We start from the raw sequence: 18,771 nt of genomic DNA, 5'->3' as shown, positions 1-18,771 counted from the left end.
GCCCTCCTGCGACGTCCCCGGACAGGCGCAAGGCAGGCAGCCCACCCACCCGCCCCCGGTTTCCCGGGCGGCCCCACCGGTAGAACGGACCCCGATGAAGATTCCCTTTGCAGCCGTACTCGCGCTCGGCCTGCTTGTTCCCAGCGCTGCCTTTGCCAAGTCCACCGACCGCAACGAGAACATGAACATCGACTCCGGCGCCCAGTCGGGCGTGCTCACCGGCGATGGCAAGACCGTGCTTTCGCAGGGCGTGACCGTCACCCAGGGCTCGCTGGACATCCGCTCGTCCGAAGCCGAGATCTACCTGAAGGATGGCGAGGCCGTGCGAGCGGTGTTCATCGGCAAGCAGGCGACGATGAAGCAGCAGCTCGACGATGGCACCTGGATGGACGCGGTGGCTGATCGCATCGACTACGACATCAAGACCGAGATCATCACCCTGACCGGTAACTACAAGGTCACCAGCGCGCGCGGCACCAATGCCGGCCAGCGCATGGTCTACAACACCCGCAGCGGCGAGATGAACTCCGGCGGCGACGGCAGTCGCGTGCGCACCGTCATCCCGCCGAAGAACAAGAATCCGGCGGCACAGCCGGCTGCCACGCCCAAGGCGGCGGCGCCGGCCAGCACGCCGGCCAAGCCGGCCGGGAGCAAGAAGTAATGCTCGTCGCCAAGGGCCTGCGCAAGCGCTACAAGCAGCGCGAAGTCGTCAAGGACTTCGGGCTGACCCTCGACGCTGGCGAAGTGGTGGGCCTGCTCGGCCCCAACGGCGCCGGCAAGACCACCTGCTTCTACATGATCGTCGGCCTGGTCGCCGCCGATGCCGGCAGCATCGTGCTCGACGGCAAGGACATCACCAGCGACCCGATGTACACCCGTGCCAAACAGGGCGTGGGCTACCTGCCGCAGGAACCGTCGGTGTTCCGCAAGCTGACCGTGGCCGACAACCTGCGCCTGGTACTGGAGCTGCGCGAAGACCTGGATTCGGCCGGCCGCGAACGCGAATTGAACAGCCTGCTCGACGAACTGCAGCTGGGCCATGTTGCCGACCAGCTCGGCGCCAGCCTGTCCGGTGGCGAACGTCGTCGCTGCGAGATCGCCCGCGCACTGGCCGCACAGCCGCGCCTGATCCTGCTCGACGAACCGTTTGCCGGTGTCGATCCGATCTCGGTGGGTGAAATCCAGCGCATCGTCACCCATCTCAAGCAGCGTGGCATCGGCGTGCTGATCACCGACCACAACGTGCGCGAGACCTTGGGAATCTGCGACCGCGCGTATATCCTCGCCGAGGGCACCGTGCTGGCCCAGGGCTCGCCCGAGGCGATCCTGGACAACGCCGACGTACGTCGCGTCTACCTTGGGGATTCCTTCAAGCTGTGACCGCAGGCGCCGGGTCCCTTTCCTTCCGTTCGGCACAGGCATGAAGACTCGGCTGCAGACATCGTTGGGACAGCACCTGGTGCTCACGCCCCAGCTGCAGCAGGCGATCAAGCTGCTGCAGATGTCCACGACCGAACTGGAGCTTGAAATCGCCCAGGCCGTGGAAAGCAATCCGCTGCTGGACTGGGCCGACAGCAACGACAGCAGTGCCGCCAATGAAGGCAGCGACAGCGCGGATGCCGACGCGCCCGCCGAACGCACCGGCAACGGCGACGACTGGGCGCCGGCCGAACTCGATTGGAGTGCCGCCGGCAGTGGCGGCAGCTTCGACGATGACGATGACACCGGCAGTGCCGCCGAGCGCGTGGCCGAAACCGAAACGCTGGCCGACCACCTGCTGTGGCAGCTGCACCTGTCGCACCTTTCCACGCATGACCGCAGCATCGGCGCTGCACTGATCGATGCGCTGGACGACGACGGCTACCTGCGCGAACCGCTGGCCACCATCGCCGAAACCCTGCTGCCGGCAGTCCATGCCGATGAGGATGAAATCCTCGCGGTGCTGCACCGTATCCAGCGTTTCGACCCGGTCGGCGTTGCCGCGCGCACGCTTGGCGAATGCCTGCAGCTGCAGCTGGACGTGCTGCCTGGCGACACGCCGGGGCTGGCACTGGCGCGACAGATCGCCGCAGGCCCGCTGGAACGGCTGCCGCGCAGTGGCGTCGCCGGGCTGGCCCATGAACTGAAGCAGCCCCTGGACGAGGTCGACACGGCGGTCGCCCTGCTGCGCTCGCTGGACCCGCGCCCGGGTACGCAGATCGCACCGCTTTCGCAGGACACCTACGTGGTGCCCGATGTCGTGGTGTGGCGGCAGAACGGCATCTGGCGCGCGGCGCTGGCCGGCCATGCCGGACCGAAGGTGGTGATCCACCGCGGTTACGAGCAGCTGATCCGCCGCTGTGGCGAGGCCGACGCCGGCTACCTGCGCGCCCAGCTGCAGGAGGCGCGCTGGCTGCTGAAGGGCCTGCAGCAGCGCGGCGAAACCCTGCTGCGGGTGGTGCGCAGCCTGATCCTGCAACAGGCCGGCTTCCTCGAATTCGGTGAACAGGCGCTGCGCCCGTTGACCCTGCGCGAGATCGCCGCCGAGCTGGGCCTGCACGAATCCACGGTGTCGCGTGCGATCGCCCGCAAGCACGTACGTACGCCGCGCGGCACCCTGCCGCTGCGCGCCTTCTTCGCCTCGGGCATCGATACCGACGGCGGTGGCGAGGCGTCCAGCACGGCCATCCAGGCGATGATCCGGCGCCTGATCGACGATGAGAACCCGCGCAAGCCGCTTTCTGACGCCAAGCTGGCTGAGCTGCTCAAATCGTCGGGAATCCCAGTAGCGCGACGCACCGTGGCGAAGTATCGTGAAGCCATGAACATCTCCGCCTCGCACGAAAGGGTCAGAATCGCTTGACGCGCCGCCGCACCCGGCGGAGAGGTTCATTGGCACATCCGAACACAGGAGAAACCCGATGCGCATCGAAACGTTTGGCAAAGACGTCGAAGTCACCCCGGCCCTGCAGTCCTATGTAGAGGAGAAGCTGGCCCGGATCGGAAAACACTTCGACCAGCACTGCGAAGCGCGGGTGACCCTCAAGCTGCAGAAGACCGAACACCACGTCGACGCCAGCCTCAACATTCCGGGGCAGACCCTGCACGCCGAGGCCGGCGGCCAGACCATGTATGCCGCGATCGACCTGCTTGCGGACAAGCTTGACCGCCTGGTGATCAAGCACAAGGAGAAAAAACAGCAGCACGCACCGCTGCCGGTGGGCGACAATGGTGGCTGATTGCCACCGTTCCCCGCAGACATGCCCCTGACTGACCTCCTGGCGGCCGTGCAGACCCAGCTCTGCACGGCCACCGACCGTGACAGCGTCCTGCAGGCCGCCGCCGGGTTGCTGGCCTGCCGCCAGGCCAACGCCGAACAGATCTATCTGAACCTGTGCCAGCGCGAAGCGCTGGGCAGCACCGCGATCGGCCACGGTATCGCCATCCCCCACGGCCGCGCGCCGACCCTGGACCGCCCACGTGGCGCGCTGCTGCGGCTGGCCACCCCGGTCGACTTCGGCGGCGACGAGCCGGTGGACCTGGTGTTCGCGATGGCCGTCCCCGCCCACTACACCCACCAGCACCTGATGCTGCTGTCCGAGTTGGCCGAACTGTTCTCGGCACCGGACATCCGCCTGGCCCTGCGCGAAGCGGGCGACGCCCGGGCCCTGCGCGAGGCGCTGGACATGACCCCGCCTGCGAGTGCCGCATGAATACCAGCATCACCGCCCGTGAACTGTTCGAACAGCAGCGCGAGCGGCTGGGGCTGCGCTGGGCCGCCGGCAAATCCGGCGAGAAGCGCGAGCTGGAGGCCGGCAACACGGTCTCGCGGCGTCCCTCGCTGGCCGGCTACCTCAATGCCATCTATCCCAACAAGGTGCAGATCCTGGGCACCGAGGAACTGTCCTGGCTGGATGCGCTGGAACCGCGCCAGCGGTGGGAGACCATCGAAAAGATCATGCAGTCGCATCCGCTGGCGCTGGTGCTGACCCGCAACCAGGCGTGCCCGGAAGACCTGCGCGCCGCCGCCGATGAATCCGGTACCCCCCTGTGGCTGTCGCCCAAGCGCGGCCACGAACTGCTCAACCACCTGTCCTACCACCTGGCGCGCACGCTGGCGCCGCGGGTGATCCTGCATGGCGTTTTCATGGAGATCTATTCCATCGGCGTGCTGATCACCGGCGAGGCCGGGTCGGGCAAGAGCGAGCTGGCGCTGGAACTGCTCAGCCGCGGCCACCGCCTGGTCGCCGACGACGCCCCCGAATTCACCCAGATCGCCCCGGACGTGCTCGACGGCACCTGCCCGGAACTGCTGCAGGACCTGCTGGAAGTGCGCGGCCTGGGCGTGCTGAACGTGCGCGAGATGTTCGGCGACACGGCTGTAAAGAAGAACAAGTACCTTCGGCTGATCGTCCACCTGACCAAGCCGATGACCGAACCCACCCCGCATGGCTACGAGCGCCTGACCGGCGACTCGGGTACCCGCCATGTGCTGGACCTGGACGTTCCGCTGATCACCCTGCCGGTGATGCCCGGTCGCAACCTGGCCGTGCTGACCGAGGCCGCGACCCGCCTGCACATCCTGCGCACCAAGGGCATTGACCCGGCAGCGATGTTCATCGCCCGCCACAGCAACCTGCTGGAACGGCGAACACCCTGATTCCCCGCCCTTCGAAGAGCCTGTCCATGAGCACCGCCACCCCCTCCGCCCCGACCCTGATCATCGTCAGCGGCCTGTCCGGCTCGGGTAAATCCGTCGCCCTGAAGACCTTCGAGGACCAGGACTACTACTGCTCGGACAACCTGCCGATCCACCTGCTACCGGACTTCGTGCGCAGCCTGCTGGCCAACCACGACGGCAGCGCGCCGCGCCGGCTGGCGGTGGGCATCGACGTGCGCGGCCAGGCCGACCTGAGCCAGCTGGGCGACTGGCGGAAGCTGGCCACCGATGCCGGCGTGGAAGTGAAGGTGCTGTTCTTCGAGGCCAACGACGAAACGGTGCTCAAGCGCTACGCCGATACCCGTCGTCGCCATCCGCTGAGCCAGCTGGGGTTGTCACTGCCCGAAGCGATCGCCCGCGAACGTGAATTGACTGCCCCGCTGCGACGCGAGGCCGATGCGGTGATCGACACCAGTACGCTCAACGTGCACCAGCTGCGGCGGCGGATCATCACCGAGTTCGCGCTGGACCACGCCACTCGCCTGTCGCTCCTGTTCGAATCGTTCGCCTACAAGCGCGGCGTACCGGCCGAGGCGGACTTCGTGTTCGACGCCCGCGTGCTGCCCAATCCGCACTGGGACCCGGACCTGCGCGCACTCAGCGGCCGCGAGCCCGGCGTGCGCGACTACCTGGAAGCGCAGCCGGACGTGCAGCGCTACCTGGCCCAGCTGATGGATTTCCTCGATACCTGGTTGCCGAAACTGGGCGATGGCACCCGCAGCTATGTGACCGTGGCATTCGGCTGCACCGGCGGCAAGCATCGTTCGGTGTTCCTGGCCGAACGCATGGCGCGGCATGCCCGCGAGAAGGGCTGGGAAGACGTGGCCACCTACCACCGCGAACAGGATTGAGGGGGTCGGCCGGGCTGCGCCCGGCACCCGCTGGTAGTGCCGGCCGCTGGTCGGCAACAGCAAAAGCGGCTTCCGTGGGCTGGCAGTGCGGTGTGCTGTTGGTGAGTGTCGACCTTGGTCGACACAGTAGATCCACGCCATGCGTGGATGAATCTCTGCCGGGCATCGAAAAACGGATGGGGTCGGATCCCTTTTCCAGGGGAAAAGGGCTCTGATCCCGGTAACGCTGAATACGGGACACAGTGCCCCTCATCTGCTGCTATCGCCGATTCACCTTGACCTGTTAACGTGCAGTAATGACCTGTGGCATTCTCCTCGTAACACATCCTGGGGTCGGGACCGCCCTGCTTGACGTGGCGACCCGGCTCCTGCGGCAGTTGCCGCTGAAAACCGAAGCTTTCGAAGTACCGTTCGACGCAGACCTGGACGCCCTGCTCCCGCTCGCCTCGGCCGCCCTGCGGCGGGTCGACAGCGGCGAAGGCGTGCTGATCCTGACCGACCTGTACGGCGCCAGCCCCGCCAACCTTGCCGGGCAGCTGGCCCGGCTGGGGACCCCGGTTCGCCGGGTGTCGGCGCTGAGCCTGCCGATGTTGCTGCGGGTGATGAATTATCCGGAACAGGGACTGGATCAACTGCCCGCCACAGCCGCGGCGGGTACCCGTAATGGAGCGATAGTCGACGATGCTTGAACGAGAACTCACCGTCAGCAACCGCCTGGGCCTGCATGCCCGGGCCACCGCCAAGCTGGTGCAGACCCTGGCGCCGTTCCGCTGCAACGTGACCATGGCCGCCAAGGGCCGTGAGATCAACGCCAAGAGCATCATGGGCGTGATGCTGCTGGCCGCCGGCCAGGGCACCCCGGTCACCGTGCGCATCAACGGCGAAGATGAAGCCGCCGCGATGGAAGCGGTGGTCGGCCTGTTCGAACGCCGCTTCGACGAGGACAGCTGAGCGTGCCACGCGCACGCGCCGGCCAGGTCCCCTCCGGCCAGCGGCCGGTACAACTGCTGGCCGGGCACGGTGCTGCCCGCGGCGCGGCAATGGGCCGGGCCCGCGTACGCCTGCCGCATGCGCTGGAAGTGGCCGAGCAACGTATTGCCGTCCACCAGGTCGAGGCCGAGCTGGCCCGCCTGCATCGTGCGGTGGATGCGGCGCGTACGGAAATGCACGAACTGCGGCAGCGGCTGCAGGGTGCACTGAACCATGAAGTGGGCGAGTTCCTCGACCTGCATGCCCTGCTGCTGGATGACCCCGAACTGCTGCTGGGGCTGGACGAGCTGATCCGCAGCGGCCCGTACAGCGCCGGCTATGCGCTGCGCCTGCAGCGTGACCGGCTGGCCAAGGTCTTCGATGGCATGGACGATGCCTACCTGAAGAGCCGCATGGACGATCTCGACCATGTGATCAGCCGCATCCACGCCTTCCTGCAACCCGAACGCCCTCAGGTGATGAAGGGCCTGGCCGGTGAAATCCTGGTCTGCGACAACATCGCTCCGTCCGAACTGGCGCAGCTGCAGGCACAGGGGGTGGTCGGCATCGTCACCGCCGCCGGCAGCGCGCTGTCGCACAGCGCGATCCTGGCGCGCAGCCTGCACCTGCCCTTGATCGTCAACGTGCCGCAGCTGCTCAGCCGCATCGCTGACGGCGACGTGCTGATCATCGACGGTGCCGACGGCAGCATCACCGCCAACCCGTTGGCAGACAACCTGCGTGACTACCGCGCGCGCCTGAAGGAACACGCGCGCGAGCAGCGCGAGCTTGGTCGCCTGCGCAGCAAGCCCAGCCGTACCCGCGACCAGGTCGACATCGCCCTGCTGGCCAATGCCGAATCGCTGGAGGACGTCACCCACGCGCATGCGCTGGGTGCTCAAGGGCTGGGCCTGTACCGCACCGAGTTCCTGTTCCTGCAGCGCAACGAACTGCCGGACGAAGAAGAACAGTTCCAGACCTACCGCGATGCCGCGCTGGGCATGACCGGCCGGCCGGTGACCATCCGCACGCTCGACCTGGGTGCGGACAAGGCCGATCGCACCGGCCTGACCCTGAGCAACGAAGAGAACCCGGCATTGGGCCTGCGCGGTGTGCGCCTGTCGCTGGCACGGCCCAAGGTGGCCGACACCCAGCTGCGCGCGATCCTGCGCGCCTCGGCCTACGGCAAGCTGCGCGTGCTGGTGCCGATGGTCAGCACCCGCGAGGAACTGCTGGCAGTGCGCCGGCGCATGCTCAAGCTGGGCGAACAGCTGCGCGACGAAGGCCACATGGTGTCCGAGCACGTGCCGCTGGGCGCGATGATCGAAGTACCGGCCGCGGCGCTGGCGCTGGAGAGTTTCATCGATCTGGTCGATTTCCTGTCGATCGGCACCAATGACCTGGTGCAGTACCTGCTGGCCGCCGACCGCAACAACGAGGCACTGGGTGAGTTGTATTCACCGTTGCACCCGGCAGTGCTGCGGCTGTTGCAGATGGTGATCGAGACCGGCGCACGCCACCGCGTCCCGGTGGCGGTCTGCGGCGAGATGGCCGGTGATGCGCGGATGACCCCGCTGCTGCTGGCCCTGGGCCTGAGCGAGTTCAGCCTGCATCCCGGTACGTTGCTGGAGGTGCGCCGCGCGATCCGCGAAGCCGACCTGGGTGCGCTGCGCGCCCGTGCGCCGAAGCTGCTGGCCGCGCGCGACCGCCGCGCCATCGAGCGCTGGCTGGCGCTGGTGGCGGATACGGCCTGACACCACCCGCTCGCCGGGCATGCACGCCTGGGGTCAGATCCCTTTTCCGCAGGAAAAGGGATCTGACCCCGTCTCGTCGCGGCCGGGGTATCCGGTGAAACATCCCCTTGCGATAATGACGCGCTGAACACCCCTGTTGCCGCATCCTTGCCGGGATCGCGGCTTTTCTTATCCCGCGGGAGCTGCGATGGCTGAAGCTGTACGCCACGACAAGACTGCGCGCCAACTGCGGATGTTGTCCGATGCACTGGACAGCGGCCGGCTGGGCCCGGTGCGTCGCCTGGTCAACACCCTGGCCCCGGCCGAGATCGGCAACCTGCTTGAATCGCTGCCGCCAGGCAAGCGTGAGGTGGTGTGGGGCCTGGTCGACCCGGAAGATGACGGCGAGGTGCTGGTCCACGTCGGCGAAGACGTGCGCGAGAGCCTGCTCGCGGACATGGACCCGGACGAGATCATCGCCGCGGTCGAAGACCTGGACATCGACGATCTGGCCGACCTGGTCGAAGACCTGCCGGATACGGTCATCGACGAGGTCCTCAAGTCGATGGACCGCGAGAACCGCGAGCGCCTGGAACAGGTGCTGTCCTACCCCGAGGACAGCGCCGGCCGCCTGATGAATCCGGACGTGGTGACCGTGCGCGCCGACGTCAATGTCGACGTGGTGCTGCGCTACCTGCGCCTGCGCGGCGAATTGCCGGACCACACCGACCACCTGTTCGTGGTCAGCCGGCGCCACCAGTATCTCGGCCGGGTGTCGCTGGCGGCACTGGTGACCCACGAGGACACCACCCCGATCAACCGCCTGATCGACGACGAGCAGCCGGCCATCGACGTCGGCGAGAGCGACCAGGAGGTCGCCCGCCAGTTCTCCGACCATGACTGGATCTCCGCGCCGGTGGTGGACGACAACAACATCCTGATCGGCCGCATCACCATCGATGACGTGGTCGACATCATCCGTGGCCAGGCCGAGCACCAGGCGCTGGGCGCCGCCGGCCTGGACGAGGACGAGGATCTGTTCAGCCCGGTCTGGCGCGCCATGCGGCGGCGCTTGATGTGGCTGTCGGTGAACCTGTGCACCGCCTTCCTGGCCTCCAGCGTGGTCGGCCACTTCGAAGGCACCATCGACAAGCTGGTGGCACTGGCCGTGCTGATGCCGATCGTGGCGGGCCTGGGCGGCAATGCCGGTACCCAGGTGCTGGCGCTGATGGTGCGCGGCCTGGCACTGGGCCAGGTGGGCGCGTCCAACGCGCGCACGCTGCTGTGGAAGGAAGTACGGGTCGCCTTGTTGAACGGCGTGATGCTGGGTTCCGTACTGGGGCTGATCGTGCTGGCCTGGTTCCACTCGCCCGGGCTGTCGGCGGTGATCGCCATCGCGCTGACCTGCAACCTGCTGTTCGCCGCACTGGCCGGCGTGCTGGTGCCACTGACCCTGAAACGCTTCGGCTTCGACCCGGCGCTGGCCAGCGGCATCTTCCTGACCGCCGTGACCGACTCGATGGGCTTCTTCACCTTCCTCGGCCTGGCCACGCTGGTGCTGCTGCACTGATCCCTGCTGGGCCGGATTCCTGCGGCGCAGGGCTCCAACCCGCTTTCCATCCTGGAACATCCCATGGCAACAACGATCGAAAACTACTTCCAGCCCGGCTGGCGCGACCAGCAGCACACCTGCCCGGCCTGCGAATGGAAGGGCAGCTCGCGCGCCATGGAGATGGAGCTGGCCGAGGACGCCACCGAGTACGACTGCCCAGTCTGCGAGAACCCGCTGCTGGTGGTGCTGCACCCGGACATCGCGCAGGTACAGGCGGCCGCCGCCGGCGGCAATGCCGAAGCGCAGGAGCAGCTGGACATCATCGCCAGCTTCCCGCGCCCGGAGTGATGCGGCGCATGATGCCGGACCGAAGGCGGCGGACTACGATGCAGGCGATCTCGCCGCTTCGGGAAACCCCATGGTCCGTTTGCTGTTCCGCTGGCTGCCACTGCTGGCCCTCCTGGTGATGAGCGGTTGCACTTCGCTGCCGGACAGCGCGCGTGGTCGCTTCGAAGCACGCGCGGTGAAGGTGGACGGGCATACGGCCTACTACCAGGTATTCATTCCCGCGGGCCTGCAGGCCCGCAGTCCTCGCGGAGAGACGCCCGCAGCCTCCCATGTCCCGGTGGTCCTGTTCCTGCACGGTTCGGGCGAACGCGGCGGCGACGGTGTCAAGCAGACTCAGGCCGGGCTCGGGCCCTACCTGCGCGAGCATCCCGACTTCCCCGCCCTGGTGGTGTTCCCGCAGGTACCAGGCCACGAGGAATGGAGCGGCCGCAACAATCGTGCGGCGGTGGCCGCGCTGGACGCGACGATTGCCGAATTCGGCGCAGATCCGGCGCGGCAGTACCTGACCGGCATGTCGATGGGCGGCTACGGCAGCTGGAACATCGCCCTGGACGACCCGCGCCGCTTTGCCGCGATCGTCCCCGTGTGCGGCGCGGTACTTGCACCACGCGCGAAGCGCCCGACCCTGTTCGTCGAGCAGGTCGCGCGGGAAGCCGATCCGTATGCCGTGATCGCGCAACGCTTGCAGCACACGCCGATCTGGATCTTCCACGGTGCGCTGGACGACGTGGTGCCACCGGACGATGACCGCAGGCTGCACGCCGCATTCCAGAGCACCCACGCACGCGACGTGCGCTACACCGAGTACCCGCAGGGCAACCACAATGCCTGGGACGCCACCTATGCGGACCCGGCGATGTGGGCGTGGCTGTTCGCACAGAAGCGCTGAACTACGACTTCCGGGAGGTGCCCACCAAGGTTGGCGCGTGGTTTCGGTGGGTGCCAACCTTGGTTGGCACTATCTGTCAGCCCCAATGAACTCCGCCTTGGCACAGGAACCGTCGAGTTCCCACTCACACCACGCATGCGGGTACTCGCCAAGCTGCGTTGCCAGCCCCGCCCTGATCGGATTCGCCATCACATACATTGCGTGCCGGAACAGCGATTCATCTGAGCGGATCGCGTGATCGTGATAGCAGGACTGCCAGAAGCGCCCCACCCTGCCCAGTACCCTGTTTGCGTACACCGCCGTACGCGACTTGAAGCGCTTCATGACAACGTCGAGCGATGCCGCACGCAGCTGCATCAACCAGTGGACGTGATCCGGCATGACCACGTAGGCGATCGAATGGGTCAGACCCTCCAGATCCAGACGCTGGAACTCCTGCATGGCGGTAACCGCAACGGCGTCATTGGCGAACAGAGCCGCCCGGCCATGCACGTTCGTCGTGAGGATGTAGCTATGGCCGATACTGGAATGACGGCCTAGCAGAAGGCGGGTGCTGTTCATGCAGAAGAGCATGGGCGGGCGCATGTTTCCTGAACATCGGGAAATCACCTTCGCCCGGGTAGGCCAGTGCCAACCAAGGTTGGCACCCACCACACCAGCAGTGCCAACCAAGGTTGGCACCCACCAGAGCGATCAGCCCAGCAGGGTTTCCAGCACGGCCATGCGCACGGCGACGCCGTTGGCGACCTGGCGCAGCACCCACGACTGCGGGCCGTCGGCCACCTCGTCGATGACTTCCACGCCGCGGTTGATCGGGCCCGGGTGCAGCACCGCGGCATCCTTGCCCGCGCGCGCCAGGCGTTCGTTGGTCAGGCCGTACTGGGCGTGGTACTGCTCCAGCGACGGCACCAGGCCTTCTTCCATGCGCTCGCGCTGCAGGCGCAGCATCATCAGCGCGTCGACGCCTTCCAGCATCGCGTCGAAATCATCGCCGACCACGCAGCCCTTCAGGGTCTCGTCGTCCGGCAGCAGCGACTGCGGGCCGCACACGCGGATCTCGCCCACGCCCAGCGTGCGCAGTGCATGCAGGTCGGTGCGGGCTACGCGCGAATGCTTCACGTCGCCGACGATCACCACCTTCAGCTTTGAGAAGTCCGGGCCCTTGGCCTGGCGCAGGGTCAGCATGTCCAGCAGGCCCTGGGTCGGGTGCGCGCTGCGGCCGTCACCGGCGTTGATCAGCGCGGTGCCCTCGCCCGCCGCTTCGGCCAGCGCGGCCACGGCGCCATCATCGGGGTGGCGCACCACGAAGCCGCGCACGCCCATCGCTTCCAGGTTGCGCAGCGTGTCGCAGGCGGTTTCGCCCTTGCGCGTGGACGAGGTCGAGGCATCGAAGTTGAGCACATCGGCGCCCAGGCGCTGCGCGGCCAGCTGGAACGAGCTGCGGGTGCGGGTGGACGGTTCGAAGAACAGCGTGCATACCGCAGAACCGGCCAGCACGTGGCGCTTGTTGCCGACGCGGCCGACCGCGGCGTCGCGGATCTGCCCCGCCCGGTCGAGCAGCTGCAGCAGGGTTTCGCGTGGCAGGCCCTCCAGGGTCAGCAGGTGGCGCAGGCGTCCGGAGGCATCGATTTGCTGTGCGGTCATGGCGGGAGTCGTGCAGTCAGGGAATGGGGGTACCGTCGTCCGGCGACGACAGCCAGCGGTCGATGATCACCGCCGCGGCCACGGCATCGAGGGCAGCCGCATCGCGGCGGCGCTTGCGCCCTTCGGCGCGCTCGACAGCGAAGCGGCGGGCGGCCTCGACCGAGCTGGAACGCTCGTCGATCATCACCACCGGCAGCTTGAAGCGCTCCCGCAGCTGGCGGGCGAAGCCCTGCGCACGCTTGCGGTTGGGCTGGTCCTGGCCATCCAGGGTCAGCGGGTCGCCGACCACCAGGCCGTCGGGCTTCCATTCCTTGAGCAGGCGTTCGATCGCAGCCCAGTCCGGGCCGTTGCCGTGCACATCGACCACGGCCACCGCGCGCGCATGGGCGGCGAAGGCACTGCCGATGGCCACGCCGATCCGCCGCGAGCCGACATCGAAACCCAGAACGGTGCCGTCACGGCGGATGGCCGGGGCAGGAGAAACCGGTGCGGGCGCGGCCGGCTCAGACATGGCCGCTGTAGTCGGTCAGCCGGAACAGGTCCACGCCGATGCGCGAGGCCGCACCCTGCCAGCGCTGCTCCAGCGGCAGCTGGAACACCAGCTCGGCGTCGGCCGGCACGGTCAGCCAGCTGTTCTCGGACAGCTCGCTTTCCAGCTGCCCTGCCCCCCAACCGGCACAGCCCAGGGTAACCACGGCATTGGCCGGGCCTTCGCCGCGCGCCATCGCTTCAAGGATGTCGCGCGAGGTGGTCAGGTACAGGCCTTCGCCCACGGTCAGGCTGGAATCCCACGCCCGCCCGTCGTCGTGGATGACGAAGCCGCGTTCGGGATGCACCGGGCCACCATTGAGCACCATGCGCGCCTGCAGGTCGCCATCGCCGGTGGTGATGTCCATCTGCGCGAGCACTTCACCCAGCGTGTACTCGGACGGCTGGTTGACCAGCACGCCCATCGCACCGTTCTCGTCGTGCTGGCAGATCAGCGCGACGCTGCGGGCAAAGGTCGCGTCGAGCAGCGACGGCAGCGCGACGAGCAGGTGATCGGCGAGGGAAGTCGGCGTTACAGGCATGCCCCCATTCTACCTGCTGGGGGCGGGATGGTCGCGCGATGGACGCGCGCGTCGATCGGCTACGATGGCACTTTGCCATGGAAGGTCGTCGATGCAGCCCTCTTTGCCACTGACCCTGCCGGCACGCAGCGCCATCGTCCTGATCGCGCTGCTGCAGGGCCTGATGCTGTATGCCGCGCAGGAGCTGTCCGAAGCGTGGCCGTTCCGCGATATCGGCTGGCGCTACTGCTGGTACGCCTGGGTGCTGGCCATTCCCAGCGCGGTGGCGCTGAGCCTGGTCGAGCTGGGCCAGCGCCGCCTGTGGCTGCAGGCCATGCTCGGCTCAGCGGTGGTGCTGGCGCTGGCCGCCTGGGTCGGCTGGAACCTCAATGGCGAGATCGCGCTGGAATCGGGCCCGCTGCAGTTCCCGCTGACCCTGGGCATGGCCGTGGCGGTGTTCGTGGTACTGCCCTGGTGGCAGTTCCAGCTGCAGCACGGGCATTGGCGCGCCAGCTATCCGGAGCTGTTCGAGCGCGCCTGGCAGAACGGCCTGACCTTGGCGCTGGCGGCGCTGTTCACTGGCCTGACCTGGCTGCTGCTGTGGCTGTGGGCGGCACTGTTCCAGCTGCTGGACGTGACCTTCTTCCGCGACCTGTTCCGGCAGGACGCGTTCATCGCGCTGGCCACCGGCAGCCTGGCCGGATTCGGCGTGCTGATCGGGCGCACCCAGCACCGCGCGATCCAGATCACCCGCCAGGTGCTGTTCGCGATCTGCCGCGGGCTGCTGCCGCTGCTGTCGTTCATCGCCGTGCTGTTCGTGCTGAGCCTGCCGCTCACCGGGCTGGAGCCTTTGTGGAAGACCCGCTCGGCCGCCAGCCTGCTGCTGGTGCTGTCGCTGTTGCTGGTGACCTTCACCAATGCGGTCTACCAGCAGGGCGATGACACCGCCCCCTACCCCGTCGTGCTGCGCCGGCTGGTCGAGGCCAGCCTGCTGGCGTTACCGGTCTACGCGGCGTTGGCGCTGTATGCGCTGGGCCTGCGCGTGATGCAGTACGGCTGGACGGTGGACCGGTTCTGGGCGGTGCTGATCGCACTGGCCGTGGCCGGCTATGCCGTGGGCTATGCACTGGCGGTGCTGCGCCGGCAGGGCCGTTGGCTGCAGGCGCTGGAGCCGGTCAACCGCTGGATGTGCTGGGCGGTGTTGGCACTGGCGCTGCTGGGCAACTCGCCGCCGCTTGACCCGGTACGGCTGGCCCTGTCCAGCCAGCTGGCGCGCCTGCGCGCGGACCCGCCGGCGATCACCAGCACTGACGTCAACGTGCTGCGCTTCGATCTTGGGCGCCGTGGCGTGCAGGCGCTGCGCGAACTGGAGCGTGATCCGGCGATCACCGCCGATGCCAACGCGCCACAGGTGATCGCTGCCGCACTGGCACGTACTTCACGCTGGGACGACGGACAACGCCTCGACAAGGGTCTGCAGGACGTCGCCGCCCTGCAGCGCGCGCTGAAGCTTGCCAAGGGATCGAGCTCGCCACCGGACGATTGGTGGCAGGCACTGGCCACGCGCTCGATCAATGGCGAATCCTGCGCCCAGAGCGAGCGCGACTGCCTGATCGTGCATCGCGACCTGGATGGCGATGGCAGCGGCGATGTGCTGCTGTGCGAGCTGTACACCCACCGTGGGCCGGACTGCGTGTTGTACGCACGTGGCAGGAATTCCCAGTGGCGCCGGGCCGGTTCGCTGTTCGGCACCGTCAGCGGCCAGGCCGAAGCGATCAACCAGGCCCTGCGTGATGGCGAACTCTCGCTCGAACCGCCGCGCTGGCCGATGCTGTCCATCGGTGGGCGCCCTGCGGTGGCCATCGATCCCGAACCCGAATCCAACGAGTCTTCCCCATGAGCGGCTACTGCCTCATCGCCCCGGGCCATCCGGTGCACGACTACTACCACGCCAACGAGTACGGCTTTCCGCAGCGTGACGAGCGCGAGCTGTTCGAGCGGCTGGTGCTGGAAATCAACCAGGCCGGGTTGAGCTGGGAAACGATCCTGAAGAAGCGCGAGGGTTTCCGCGCGGCCTATGACGGCTTCGATGTGGACCGCGTGGCGGCGTATGCCGAGCAGGACATCGAACGCCTGCTGTCGGACGCGGGCATCATCCGCAACCGGCTGAAGGTGCTGGCGGCGATCCACAACGCGCAGGTGATCCAGCAGCTGCGGGCCAGCCATGGCAGCTTCGCGGGCTGGCTGGATGCGCATCACCCGCGCAGCAAGGCCGACTGGGTGAAGCTGTTCAAGAAGACCTTCCGCTTCACCGGCGGCGAGATCACCGGTGAGTTCCTGATGAGCCTGGGCTACCTGCCCGGTGCGCACGCCGAGGACTGCCCGGTGCATGCGCGGCTGCTGAAGCTGTCGCCGCCGTGGTTGAACGCGGCCCGGTAGTGCCGAATCGTCACACGCCCATGTAGCGGCCGGGGCGGTGGTTGAACATCAGCACCAGGCTGAGCACCACCGCGCCGATGGCCGAGTACAGCACCTTCGACGGCGACAGCACGAAGAACGCGGCCACCATCAGGCAGGCGTCGTAGGACATCTGCACCTTGCCCGCGCTCCAGCCGCGGGTGCGCTGCAGGTACACCGCCAGGATGCCGATGCCACCGAGGCTGGCGCGGTGGCGGATGAAGAACAGGATGCCCAGGCCGGACAGCGCGCCACCGACGATCGCCGAATACAGCGGATTGATATGCGAGAAGTCGATCCAGCGCGGCAGCAGGTCGGTCAGCACGCCACAGGCGGTGACCGCGGCGAAGGTCTTCAGGGTGAATTCCCAGCCCATGCGCCGCAACGCCACCCAGTAGAACGGCAGGTTGACCAGCACGAACACCAGGCCGAAGTTCCAGCCCATCGCGTAATGCAGCAGGAAGGCCATGCCGGCCATGCCGCCGATCATCAGCCCGCCCTTGGCGAAGATGGCCAGGCCCAGCGAGGCCACCATCGTGGCCAGCACCATGCCCTGCACGTCCTCGGTAATCGAGTGACGCAGCGCTTTCTCGTCGGCGGTGGTGCCGGCACTGTCGGGCGGCGGGGTCAGCGGACCGGCGGTGACCAGGTGGCCGTCAGCGTCGTCGCACGGCGCGGGGCCATGGGAGGGAAGGGACATGCGGGTGGGGGAACAGCAGGTGGGGAGCGATATTAGACACGATCTGCATGACAGTTGCAGATGAAATCGTTCAGTGAGGCCCGCCCATTCAGGTTATCCCGGGTCCACGACAGGCAGCACGGCCAGCATGTCCTCACCGTCTTCGTCCATGCCGGTCTCGACGAATCCGAAGCTGCTGTAGAAGGCGCCGGCGACAGGATTGCGCGGGTTGTAGCAGATCTCGATCTCAATCAGGCCGGGCGTTGCCCGGATCTGCACCAGCGCCAGTTCCAGCGCGCGGCGCCCGATGCCACGCCCCTGCCAGCGCTGATCGACCATGAAGCGCCAGATCGACGTCCGCTGCGGCGTTTCCGGCACCCACATGAAGAACCCGACCAGCTCGCCATCGGCCAGGATGGCGCGGGTCTGGTAGCCGGGATTGAATGCGGCCTGCACCAGCGACCAGGTATTGCCAGCCACGAAGCCCTGCTGCGCCTGGCTGACCTCGAGGTCGCACACGGCTTCGTAGTTGTCGACGGTGATCGCGTCCAGCGTGACCTGCATGGGGGCGTCCTGCCTCGGGATGGACGCCCAGTCTGCCCGACCCTGATGCCGTGTGGCGAGGCCCCACACGGCCGTTCAGCCCAGCGTTGCCTGCCTCATCCCTTCCCGGCCAGATGGTGCGCCACCAGCGCGTTGGCATGGACATGACCCAACCCATGTTCGCTTTTCAGGAAGCTGACCAGCTCCATGTGTTTCAGGCCCTTCCTGCCCGCCAGCAGCCCGAGCCAGTGCGCCACCGGCTGGCCGTAGGTTTTCTCGATGGAGGGGAAGTACGAAGCCGGGCCCTTGGGCTTTTCAGTGCTCATGCGGAAGCTCCTTGCGTTGGATGTACCGTTACAACGAACCGGCGAGCTGTAAATCGACAGATCCGTTCAATCCGGGAGCCGTATCATCCCTGCATGCCCCGTGAAAACCTCAACGACCTGCAGGCCTTCGTCCACGTCGCCCGCGAGGGCAGCTTCACCCGGGCCGCCGCCCAGCTGGGTGTCTCCCAGTCCGCGCTCAGCCATGCCATGCGCGGGCTGGAACAGCGCTTGGGCGTGCGCCTGCTGACCCGCACCACCCGCAGCGTGTCCACCACCGAAGCTGGCGCCCGCCTGCTCGAGACCCTCGCTCCGCGCCTGGCCGAGATCGAGGACGAACTGGCCGCGCTGGCCGAATACCGTGAACGCCCGGCCGGCACCATCCGCATCAATGCCACCGGCCACGCCGCCGAGTACATCGCGTGGCCACGGCTGGCGCCGCTGCTGCAGCAGTATCCGGATTTGAAGGTGGAACTGGCTGCCGACTACGGGCTGGCCGACATCGTCGCCGAGCGCTACGACATCGGCATCCGCCTCGGCGAGCGACTGGCGCGCGACATGGTCGCGGTACCGATCAGCCCGCCGCTGCGCATGCGCGTGGTCGGCGCGCCCAGCTACTTCCGCCAGCACGTGGTGCCGCAGCACCCGGATGACCTGGCCCAGCACAACTGCGTGACCCTGCGCCTGCCCACGCATGGCGGGCTGATGCCGTGGGATTTCGGCCAGGACGGCAACGAACTGAGCGTGCGCGTGAGCGGCCAGTGGACCTTCAACACCATGGGCATGACCCGCGCCGCCGCGCTGGCTGGCAGCGGGCTGGCCTGGCTGCCGGAAGACCAGGTGCAACCGATGCTGGACGATGGCCGCCTGCAGTCGGTGCTGGACGACTGGTGCCCGCACTTCGATGGCTACTACGCGTATTACCCGTCGCGTCGCCACGTGACCGTGGCGATGCGCACGGTGCTTGATGCGCTGCGCGGGCCGATGGGGTGAGGGTTAAGGAGTGCGGACCAACGGTCCGCACCCACCACCATC

23 protein-coding genes are annotated in these 18,771 nt (G+C 67.5%); 16 read left to right on the top strand and 7 right to left on the bottom strand.

Going from position 1 to position 18,771, the window contains the following annotated elements; translation table 11 throughout:
• Positions 1–94: 94 nt before the first annotated feature.
• The 13 genes from lptA to B9Y82_RS03210 all read left to right on the top strand — a co-directional run bounded on the left by lptA (position 95) and on the right by B9Y82_RS03210 (position 11,041).
• Positions 95–661, top strand: coding sequence for a lipopolysaccharide transport periplasmic protein LptA (gene lptA / locus B9Y82_RS03270; RefSeq protein ID WP_100471510.1), 567 nt, complete (start codon positions 95–97; stop codon positions 659–661).
• Complete coding sequence (gene lptB, locus B9Y82_RS03265) at positions 661–1,380, top strand: LPS export ABC transporter ATP-binding protein (RefSeq protein WP_005415558.1); 720 nt, start codon at positions 661–663, stop codon at positions 1,378–1,380. The genes lptA and lptB overlap by 1 nt, the downstream gene beginning before the upstream one ends.
• A 40-nt stretch (positions 1,381–1,420) precedes the next feature.
• Positions 1,421–2,842, top strand: a complete 1,422-nt coding sequence (locus B9Y82_RS03260; RefSeq protein WP_100471509.1) for an RNA polymerase factor sigma-54 — start codon at positions 1,421–1,423, stop codon at positions 2,840–2,842.
• Positions 2,843–2,900: 58 nt separating this feature from the next.
• Entirely contained in the window at positions 2,901–3,218 is a 318-nt protein-coding gene (hpf, locus tag B9Y82_RS03255; RefSeq protein ID WP_005415556.1) for a ribosome hibernation-promoting factor, HPF/YfiA family, read from the top strand.
• A 21-nt stretch (positions 3,219–3,239) separates the two neighbouring features.
• Complete coding sequence (locus B9Y82_RS03250; protein ID WP_100471508.1) at positions 3,240–3,692, top strand: PTS sugar transporter subunit IIA; 453 nt, start codon at positions 3,240–3,242, stop codon at positions 3,690–3,692.
• A complete protein-coding gene (gene hprK, locus B9Y82_RS03245) occupies positions 3,689–4,639 on the top strand; it encodes an HPr(Ser) kinase/phosphatase (protein ID WP_005408388.1) in 951 nt (316 codons plus the stop codon). The genes B9Y82_RS03250 and hprK overlap by 4 nt, the downstream gene beginning before the upstream one ends.
• 26 nt (positions 4,640–4,665) lie before the next feature.
• On the top strand, positions 4,666–5,550 hold the full coding sequence (gene rapZ / locus B9Y82_RS03240) for an RNase adapter RapZ (RefSeq protein WP_100471507.1): 885 nt from the start codon (positions 4,666–4,668) through the stop codon (positions 5,548–5,550).
• A 296-nt stretch (positions 5,551–5,846) separates the two neighbouring features.
• Positions 5,847–6,239: a PTS sugar transporter subunit IIA gene (locus B9Y82_RS03235; RefSeq protein ID WP_014036239.1), complete on the top strand. Its 393-nt coding sequence runs from the start codon at positions 5,847–5,849 to the stop codon at positions 6,237–6,239.
• Complete coding sequence (locus B9Y82_RS03230) at positions 6,232–6,501, top strand: HPr family phosphocarrier protein (protein WP_005408385.1); 270 nt, start codon at positions 6,232–6,234, stop codon at positions 6,499–6,501. The genes B9Y82_RS03235 and B9Y82_RS03230 overlap by 8 nt, the downstream gene beginning before the upstream one ends.
• Before the next feature lie 2 nt (positions 6,502–6,503).
• Positions 6,504–8,273 carry a phosphoenolpyruvate--protein phosphotransferase gene (ptsP, locus tag B9Y82_RS03225; RefSeq protein ID WP_100471506.1) on the top strand — a complete coding sequence of 590 codons (1,770 nt, stop codon included), beginning with the start codon at positions 6,504–6,506 and terminating at the stop codon, positions 8,271–8,273.
• Positions 8,274–8,460: 187 nt separating this feature from the next.
• Entirely contained in the window at positions 8,461–9,822 is a 1,362-nt protein-coding gene (mgtE, locus tag B9Y82_RS03220; RefSeq protein WP_008266103.1) for a magnesium transporter, read from the top strand.
• 63 nt (positions 9,823–9,885) lie between these two features.
• Positions 9,886–10,152, top strand: coding sequence for a hypothetical protein (locus B9Y82_RS03215; RefSeq protein ID WP_100471505.1), 267 nt, complete (start codon positions 9,886–9,888; stop codon positions 10,150–10,152).
• 70 nt (positions 10,153–10,222) lie between these two features.
• Positions 10,223–11,041: a prolyl oligopeptidase family serine peptidase gene (locus B9Y82_RS03210; protein WP_100471504.1), complete on the top strand. Its 819-nt coding sequence runs from the start codon at positions 10,223–10,225 to the stop codon at positions 11,039–11,041.
• Between the two features lie 69 nt (positions 11,042–11,110).
• Here B9Y82_RS03210 and B9Y82_RS03205 read toward each other — a convergent pair whose 3' ends face one another.
• The 4 genes from B9Y82_RS03205 to B9Y82_RS03190 all read right to left on the bottom strand — a co-directional run bounded on the left by B9Y82_RS03205 (position 11,111) and on the right by B9Y82_RS03190 (position 13,755).
• Complete coding sequence (locus B9Y82_RS03205) at positions 11,111–11,602, bottom strand: REP-associated tyrosine transposase (RefSeq protein ID WP_100475161.1); 492 nt, start codon at positions 11,600–11,602, stop codon at positions 11,111–11,113.
• A gap of 132 nt (positions 11,603–11,734) precedes the next feature.
• Complete coding sequence (locus B9Y82_RS03200; RefSeq protein WP_100471503.1) at positions 11,735–12,685, bottom strand: aspartate carbamoyltransferase catalytic subunit; 951 nt, start codon at positions 12,683–12,685, stop codon at positions 11,735–11,737.
• A gap of 16 nt (positions 12,686–12,701) precedes the next feature.
• On the bottom strand, positions 12,702–13,196 hold the full coding sequence (gene ruvX / locus B9Y82_RS03195; RefSeq protein WP_087921744.1) for a Holliday junction resolvase RuvX: 495 nt from the start codon (positions 13,194–13,196) through the stop codon (positions 12,702–12,704).
• On the bottom strand, positions 13,189–13,755 hold the full coding sequence (locus B9Y82_RS03190; RefSeq protein ID WP_087921743.1) for a YqgE/AlgH family protein: 567 nt from the start codon (positions 13,753–13,755) through the stop codon (positions 13,189–13,191). The genes ruvX and B9Y82_RS03190 overlap by 8 nt, the downstream gene beginning before the upstream one ends.
• A gap of 91 nt (positions 13,756–13,846) precedes the next feature.
• Here B9Y82_RS03190 and B9Y82_RS03185 point away from each other — a divergent pair, with 91 nt between their 5' ends.
• On the top strand, positions 13,847–15,634 hold the full coding sequence (locus B9Y82_RS03185) for a DUF4153 domain-containing protein (protein ID WP_100471502.1): 1,788 nt from the start codon (positions 13,847–13,849) through the stop codon (positions 15,632–15,634).
• Positions 15,631–16,173, top strand: a complete 543-nt coding sequence (locus tag B9Y82_RS03180; protein WP_100471501.1) for a DNA-3-methyladenine glycosylase I — start codon at positions 15,631–15,633, stop codon at positions 16,171–16,173. The genes B9Y82_RS03185 and B9Y82_RS03180 overlap by 4 nt, the downstream gene beginning before the upstream one ends.
• 10 nt (positions 16,174–16,183) lie before the next feature.
• On the opposite strand, the gene B9Y82_RS03175 is transcribed toward B9Y82_RS03180, so the two are convergent.
• From B9Y82_RS03175 to B9Y82_RS03165, 3 genes are all read right to left on the bottom strand, one after another.
• Positions 16,184–16,891 (bottom strand): YitT family protein, encoded by a 708-nt coding sequence (locus B9Y82_RS03175; protein WP_100471500.1) that lies wholly within the window; start codon positions 16,889–16,891, stop codon positions 16,184–16,186.
• Positions 16,892–16,984: 93 nt separating this feature from the next.
• The gene (locus B9Y82_RS03170; RefSeq protein WP_100471499.1) at positions 16,985–17,434 is read right to left on the bottom strand and encodes a GNAT family N-acetyltransferase; all 450 of its coding nucleotides are present in this window, start codon (positions 17,432–17,434) and stop codon (positions 16,985–16,987) included.
• A 95-nt stretch (positions 17,435–17,529) separates the two neighbouring features.
• Positions 17,530–17,739, bottom strand: coding sequence for a DUF4287 domain-containing protein (locus B9Y82_RS03165; RefSeq protein WP_100471498.1), 210 nt, complete (start codon positions 17,737–17,739; stop codon positions 17,530–17,532).
• A 93-nt stretch (positions 17,740–17,832) separates the two neighbouring features.
• Here B9Y82_RS03165 and B9Y82_RS03160 point away from each other — a divergent pair, with 93 nt between their 5' ends.
• The gene (locus B9Y82_RS03160; protein WP_100471497.1) at positions 17,833–18,729 is read left to right on the top strand and encodes a LysR family transcriptional regulator; all 897 of its coding nucleotides are present in this window, start codon (positions 17,833–17,835) and stop codon (positions 18,727–18,729) included.
• Positions 18,730–18,771 lie beyond the last annotated feature (42 nt).

This window comes from Stenotrophomonas maltophilia, assembly GCF_002799155.1.
GTDB classification, from domain to species: Bacteria; Pseudomonadota; Gammaproteobacteria; order Xanthomonadales; family Xanthomonadaceae; genus Stenotrophomonas; species Stenotrophomonas maltophilia_R.
Note: the sequence above shows the minus strand (reverse complement) of the source record. Positions and strands in the feature narration are given on the sequence as shown.